Annotated in this window: 7 protein-coding genes and 1 pseudogene; 4 read left to right on the top strand and 4 right to left on the bottom strand. The window is 32.0% G+C overall.

Annotation, left to right across the window (positions count from 1 at the left end; all coding sequences use genetic code 11):
• Window positions 1-219: 219 nt before the first annotated feature.
• Window positions 220-453: a glutaredoxin family protein gene (locus AC1RRU_RS09905; protein ID WP_016930741.1), complete on the bottom strand. Its 234-nt coding sequence runs from the start codon at window positions 451-453 to the stop codon at window positions 220-222.
• A 203-nt stretch (window positions 454-656) separates the two neighbouring features.
• On the opposite strand from AC1RRU_RS09905, the gene AC1RRU_RS09900 reads away from it, so the two are divergent.
• From AC1RRU_RS09900 to AC1RRU_RS09885, 4 genes are all read left to right on the top strand, one after another.
• Window positions 657-2,009: a cytochrome ubiquinol oxidase subunit I gene (locus AC1RRU_RS09900; protein ID WP_016930740.1), complete on the top strand. Its 1,353-nt coding sequence runs from the start codon at window positions 657-659 to the stop codon at window positions 2,007-2,009.
• Window positions 2,009-3,025: a cytochrome d ubiquinol oxidase subunit II gene (locus tag AC1RRU_RS09895; protein ID WP_011276143.1), complete on the top strand. Its 1,017-nt coding sequence runs from the start codon at window positions 2,009-2,011 to the stop codon at window positions 3,023-3,025. The genes AC1RRU_RS09900 and AC1RRU_RS09895 overlap by 1 nt, the downstream gene beginning before the upstream one ends.
• Before the next feature lie 125 nt (window positions 3,026-3,150).
• Window positions 3,151-3,810: a potassium channel family protein gene (locus AC1RRU_RS09890; RefSeq protein ID WP_011276142.1), complete on the top strand. Its 660-nt coding sequence runs from the start codon at window positions 3,151-3,153 to the stop codon at window positions 3,808-3,810.
• A gap of 159 nt (window positions 3,811-3,969) precedes the next feature.
• Window positions 3,970-4,356 (top strand): YbaN family protein, encoded by a 387-nt coding sequence (locus tag AC1RRU_RS09885; RefSeq protein WP_011276141.1) that lies wholly within the window; start codon window positions 3,970-3,972, stop codon window positions 4,354-4,356.
• A gap of 21 nt (window positions 4,357-4,377) precedes the next feature.
• Here the strand turns inward: AC1RRU_RS09885 and AC1RRU_RS09880 are convergent.
• From AC1RRU_RS09880 to AC1RRU_RS09870, 3 genes and pseudogenes are all read right to left on the bottom strand, one after another.
• A pseudogene (locus tag AC1RRU_RS09880) lies at window positions 4,378-4,557 on the bottom strand (transposase); the annotation flags it as partial.
• Between the two features lie 310 nt (window positions 4,558-4,867).
• The gene (gene rnjA, locus AC1RRU_RS09875; protein ID WP_011276138.1) at window positions 4,868-6,547 is read right to left on the bottom strand and encodes a ribonuclease J1; all 1,680 of its coding nucleotides are present in this window, start codon (window positions 6,545-6,547) and stop codon (window positions 4,868-4,870) included.
• The gene (locus AC1RRU_RS09870) at window positions 6,547-6,765 is read right to left on the bottom strand and encodes a DNA-dependent RNA polymerase subunit epsilon (RefSeq protein WP_002448185.1); all 219 of its coding nucleotides are present in this window, start codon (window positions 6,763-6,765) and stop codon (window positions 6,547-6,549) included. The genes rnjA and AC1RRU_RS09870 overlap by 1 nt, the downstream gene beginning before the upstream one ends.
• Between the last annotated feature and the right edge of the window lie 377 nt (window positions 6,766-7,142).

The following is a 7,142-nucleotide window of genomic DNA, read 5'->3' as shown; positions in this document are numbered from 1 at the left end:
AGAAATTAAAAAAAGACGAAAAAAATAGTACCCCTTTAGGGGTGCTGGGAAAGTAGTGCAGTTGGCTGACCTGTCAGCGCCCTTTTAGGGCTGGCCAGTAAGGAAGGCTTATAGCCGTAGAACAAACCACCCGTTCACACGGGTGGTTTTGATTACAAAATAAAAAAACCTAACAACTAAATAGTTCCTTTTTAGTGTTAGGTTATTAGTGTGATGACTTTATGATTTAATGTGACACTTAGTGTTGATTTTATACAAATCAACTTGATACATTGGTTCACCATCTAAGAGTATAAAAGGTGTAGCAAATGCATCGTAATCAATCATCTCTGAACGATACTCATTATTCGAGATATTTTTTTCAATGTAATCTACCTTGTGTTCTGTAAGATAATTTTTTACAAATGTACAAGGCGGACAATCATTTTGAGTATAAATAACTAATTCCGTCAATTTAGTTCACTCCCAATATGGTTATTATCATGAAAATTACTATATAAAATTTTTGATTCAATTGCAAACTGTGAAAATTATGTGAATTACATATTAAAAATCTTTCTTAAATTTAAGCAAAAGGATTTAGTTAGAAATTAGAACATAATATAATTTAAATTAATTGCTTTTTAAAAATTAGATATAGAAAAGGTGATAAAATTATGGATTCCGTTGAAATTAGTCGTTTCCTAACAGGTATGACTCTAGCAGTACATATCATCTTTGCGACTGTCGGTGTTGGTATGCCTTTAATGTTCGCAATCGCAGAATTTTTAGGAATTAAAAACAAGGATCCTAAATATATAGCACTAGCTAAGCGTTGGTCGAAAGGTTATACCATTACTGTGGCTGTTGGTGTTGTAACTGGTACGATTATCGGTTTACAATTATCATTAATTTGGCCAACATTTATGAAAATGGGTGGGCATGTGATTGCTTTACCTTTATTTATGGAGACTTTTGCATTCTTCTTTGAAGCCATTTTCCTAAGTATTTATTTATACACATGGGATCGCTTTAAAAATAAATGGACACACTTCATTATTAGTATACCAGTCATCATTGGTGGTTCATTCTCCGCGTTCTTTATTACCTCTGTAAACTCATTTATGAATACACCAGCAGGTTTTGAAATGAAAGATGGCAAAATGGTTAATGTACAACCACTTGAAGCAATGTTCAATTCATCATTCCTAGTTAGGGCGTTTCATGTAGTAGCTACAGCAGGTATGACAATGGCGTTTATTCTTGCATCTATTGCAGCTTTTAAATTATTGAAAAATAAATACAACAAAGATGCAGAATATCATAAAAAGGCCTTAAAGATGACTATGATTGTTGGTTTCATATCAACATTATTGTCAATGTTAGCTGGAGACTTATCTGCTAAATTCTTACATCAAGTTCAACCAGAAAAACTTGCAGCTTACGAATGGCATTTTGATACACAATCTAAGGCTGATTTAGTATTTTTCGGAGTTCTAAATGAAAAGACTCAAGAAGTTGAAGGTGCAATCAAGATTCCAGGTATGCTTAGTTTCTTGGCGGATAACAATGTAAATACTAAAGTAGAGGGTCTTAATGACTTCCCTAAAAATGAATTACCTCCATTAATCGTTCATTATTTCTTTGACTTAATGGTAACGATGGGTGTGTTATGTTTTGTTATTTCAGGAGCCTTTATTTTAACTTTAATGATTAAAAAACTGCGTAAATACGTTACGCATAAAGGTATGTTATATGCTGTTCTTCTCACAGGACCAGCTGCAATGTTAGCAATTGAATTTGGATGGTTTTTAACTGAAGTAGGCCGTCAACCTTGGATTGTTAGAGGATATATGCGAGTAAGTGAAGCTGCTACACAGGCAGGAGGAATAACACTTGTAACAATTCTATTCGGGCTACTTTATCTAGTATTACTTTTTACATCTGCATATGTTTTAATTCGCATGTTCAAAGACAAGCCTGCTCAAGATGATGTAGATAAAGTCATTGAAAAAGGAGGTCATGCTTAATGGATTACACAACTATAGGTATTACCGTACTTTGGACTTTCTTATTCTTATATATCATTGTTGCTTCAATTGACTTTGGTGCAGGTTTCTTTACCTTACACACAAAATTAACTGGGGAAGAGAAAAAGATAAATCACTTAGTAGAGCGTTACTTAAATCCTGTTTGGGAAGTTACTAATGTTTTCTTTGTTTTTTTCTTTGTCGGATTCGTAGGATTTTTCCCTGATTCAGCGTTATACTTTGGTACTGTGCTATTAGTTCCTGGTTCAATTGCGTTGATTTTAATTTCTATTAGAGGAAGCTTTTACGCGTTTGAACATTATGGTCAGGATACTAAATTACCATGGATTATCATGTATGGACTTACAGGTTTGTTAATACCAGCTTCATTGGCAACGGTATTAACTATATCTGAAGGTGGCTATATTACTGAACGTGGTTCTCATTTTGATTTAGATTGGTTTCAATTATTACTAAGTCCATTTGCATGGTCAGTCGTCTTTCTAGCAATCATAAGTGTATTATATATTTCTTCTGGATTTTTAACATATTATGCTTCGAAAGCTAAAGACGAAGTAGCTTATAAATATATGCGACAATGGTTTATTTTCTGGGGACCTCCAATGATTATTATTTCTCTATTTGTGTTCTTATCTCTAAGAATTCAAAATGCAGATCATTTTAATAATGCAGTTCAAAATTATTGGTGGATGTTTGCATTAAGCTTCATTTGTTTTGTAGTAGCCGGAATTTTAAACTTCATCAAGAAATATCATGGTCTAGCATTTATCATGGTTATATTACAAATGGCATTCGCTTTTTATGGATACGGAATTAGCAAATTACCTTACTTGTTATATCCATATATCAAAGTGAGTGATTCAGGTGTTAATGCTTCAATGGGCTTAGCACTAGTGATTGTATTTATTTTAGGTTTACTTTTATTAGTTCCATCGTTAATATTATTATTAAGATTATTTGTATTCGATAAAGAATATGTTGAAGGAAAAAAATAATTATAATAATAAAAGGGGGCTGAAATAATTAACATCTATGTACATTAACTTGGTTAATAGTAATCTACATGATGTCGATTGTTTCAGCTTTTTCCTTATTTTTTATAGATAGGGGTAGCCATTAAATGGAGAAAGAATATGTTGTTATTGGGTTAGGCCGATTTGGTGGAAGTATTGTAAGAGAATTAAATGCATTAGATATGGATGTTATGGCAATTGATAGGGATGAGGCACGCGTCAATGAATATAGTGATATTGCAACCCATGCTGTAGTAGCTGATACTACTGATGAAGCAGTGATGAAAAGTTTAGGTATACGTAACTTTGATCATGTTATAGTAGCGATTGGTGAAAATATTCAATCTAGTACATTAACTACGCTAATTCTCAAAGAGTTAGGTGTTAAGAAAGTTACAGCTAAAGCTCAAAACGATTATCATGCTAAAATTTTAAATAAAATTGGTGCCGATACAGTTGTCCATCCTGAAAGAGATATGGGACGACGAATCGCTCATAATGTCGCAAGTGCTAGTGTTTTAGATTACCTTGAATTAGCAGATGAGCATTCACTAGTTGAATTAAAAGCAAGCGAAAAAATGACAGGACAATCGATTATTGATTTGGATATTCGTGCGCAATTTGGAATCAATATTATAGCAATTAAACGAGGCAAGGAGATTGTTGTATCACCAGACCCGTCTATGAATATAGAATTTGGAGATATATTGATTATGATCGGACACGATAATGATTTAAATCGTTTTGAAAAGAAAATTGTAAGATAAATGTTGCATCACAACTATTAAATGACTACTAAATAAAAAAGCTATTGATTTAATATTTAGTAACATTGATATTTGTGATGTTTTTATGAACAGTTAGAAGAATTTAAAAATCAGCAACAATTTTTTGAGAATAAGATGATGGAGTGATGATTCTACTACATGAGATATGTATTAATAGCATTAGGAATAGTATTTACTGTAATCGCATTTACAGGGGCAGTATTACCATTACTACCTACGACACCTTTTCTAATTTTAGCAGCGATTTGTTTTACTAATAGTTCCCGGAAATTCAAAATATGGCTTGAAAGCACTCAAATTTATAAAAATTATGTTGAAAATTTAAAAAAATACAAAGGGTATACTATGAAAGAAAAAATAAGAATACTTATAAGTTTATATATTGTAGTTGGTTTTTCTATTTTTATGATTTCAAACTTATATATTCGAATTGGATTAATGATAATGGTCGTGATTCAAACAATTGTATTATTTACATTTGTTAAAACGTTGCCAGCAAATTTTAATCAAGAAAAAGATTCATAGGTGAAATTCTAAAAAAATAAGACCTGAGAATACAGATTGTGTGTAGGCATATAGAATCACTTTTAACATCATTTTAGGATAGTACGAAGTTGCACCACGGTGATGTCTGGATACATCGAATTCATTGTCAGGAATTGTTTCAACAATATCATTTGTGGGGATAAGAACTGAAGTTTCCATTGGTAGAGTAATTTGAGCCATGCTATAATTTTTATAAAGGACCTCGTTAATTTAGTTTAGTGATGTTTATTAAATTATACGAAAGTCTTTATTTTTTAAAAGTATTACAATGTAAAATTACATATAAATACAAAGTATTTTGGCGAGACTCTTGAGGGAACAGGACAAGCTGAAGACTACAGGCTGAAGCTGTCCCCTAAGAAAGCGAGCCAACAATACGGAGTATTGTAAATAAAGAAGCCAGTAAATGAATTTGTTAAAACTCATTTACTGGCTATTTCTCTAGGAATTATGTCCCAGACTCTTTCTCTATGTGATTACATCATTATATTTAATCTTCGTTTACTTTCATAATTACAGGTAAAATCATTGGGCGACGAGCAGTTTTATCGTATAGATAAGGTTGTAATGTCTCAATGATTGAAGATTTAATTTGATGCCATTGAATATTTGGATTAGCATTTAATTTAGAAATTACGTCGGTTTTAATTTTGCGTTGAGCGTCATAAATTAATTGACCTGATTCACGCATGTACACAAAACCACGAGAAATGATATCTGGACCTGAAAGTAATTTATTAGTGTTGAAATCAATACTAACCACTACAATGACTAATCCTTCTTCAGATAATAATTTACGATCACGAATAACAACGTTACCTATATCACCAATTCCACTACCATCTACTAACACATTACCAGAAGGTATGCGACCGGCTTTACGAGCAGAGTCATGTGTCAATGCGAGTACATCACCGATATCAAAGATAAAGACGTTCTCTTCTTTAACACCACAGTCCACACCCGTTTGTCCATGCGCTTTAAGCATACGATATTCACCGTGAATTGGTAAGAAATATTTCGGTTGAATCAAGCGAAGCATAAGTTGTTGATCGCCTTGAGAACCGTGACCTGATGTATGGATATTTGAAATTTTACTATGGATAACATCAGCACCAGCTTTGTATAATGCATTAATCGTGCGATTGATACTTTTAGTGTTCCCTGGGATAGGTGATGAACTAAATACAACAGTATCATCAGGTATAATTTTAATTTGCTTATGAGTTCCATTTGCAATTCGTGATAAAGCCGCCATCGGTTCACCTTGAGATCCTGTACATAAAATTAGTAATTCATGTTTTGGAATGTTGTTAATCTTATTTGGTTCAACAAAAGTTTCTGGCGGTGCTTTAATATAGCCTAATTCCATACCGATTTTAATATTATTTTCCATGGAACGACCAAATGTTACTATTTTACGATTATATTTAATAGCAGCCTCAACCGCTTGTTGTACACGGTAAATGTTAGAAGCAAATGTAGCAAATATGATACGTCCTTTACAGTTACGGAAAATTTTATCTACGTTTTGACCTACTTCACGTTCACTTAATGTGAAATCAGGTACTAATGCATTTGTTGAGTCAGATAATAGACATAATACGCCTTCTTTACCCAATTCTGCCATTTTAGCAATATTCGCAGGTTCGCCTACAGGAGTGAAATCAAATTTAAAGTCACCTGTATGAACAATTTTACCTTCAGGTGTATCAATTATTACACCATAAGCTTCAGGAATACTATGTGTAGTTAAGTAAAATGATATTTCAAAGTGTTTAGACTTAATAACACTATCTTCTGTAATCTCATTTAGTGAAGCGTTACGTAATAAATTGTGTTCGTCTAACTTGTTGCGAATTAATCCTAATGCTAATGGACCGCCATAGATAGGTACATTAATTTGTTTTAATAGGTAGGGCACACCACCTATATGGTCTTCATGTCCATGTGTAATGAATAGACCGACAATTTTGTCTTGATTTTGTTCGAGGTAAGTGTAATCAGGAATAACATAATCAATCCCTAATAAATTATCATCAGGGAATTTTATTCCGGCATCAATGATAACAATTTCATTTTTATATTCGATAGCATAAGTGTTTTTACCGACTTCACCTAAGCCACCTAAAGCATATACACCTACTTCGTTAGCATGTAATTGCTTCATTATTGAGCATTCTCCACGTTAAAATGATCAGAATGTTCTTTTTCATATTCTAAATGTGCGCCCTCTAATTTAGTAATGAATTCGATATTGTAATTGCGGTCTTTTAAATAACGTCTTACTTGTTCTTCTGTTTCACCTTCAACATAAATCGTATTTGTGTTTTCACGAACGATTACTTCATCTTTATTATGTTGGAAAAATACTTTAAATACTGCCATATTGGATAGTTCCTCCTAAATTTAAACATCTAAATTGATTATATTAATCTGAACCCTAATATATTAACTTGATACATCAAATCTTGTTGATTACGACAATAGAAATTGCTTCATAAATCATAAATAAGAAGATAAATTAATCTGTATAAATGATGATTTTAAAATCATTTGATGATTATCGACCTAATTGATATTCATTCATACAAATATCTAGTAAATTTGACTCTCAAGTTTTCACTAAGGTAATTGTTAATGTCGTTCATTATTTGAAAATTAGCGTTACACTAAGATTTCAGTTACTACTCATTTTACATTATGTATATAAATAAATAAAGCAGTTTATATCTCTTCATTACTTCATTAACGATATATATTTT

This window comes from Staphylococcus sp. GW821-FHT11H10 (assembly GCF_058807855.1).
Note: the sequence above shows the minus strand (reverse complement) of the source record. Positions and strands in the feature narration are given on the sequence as shown.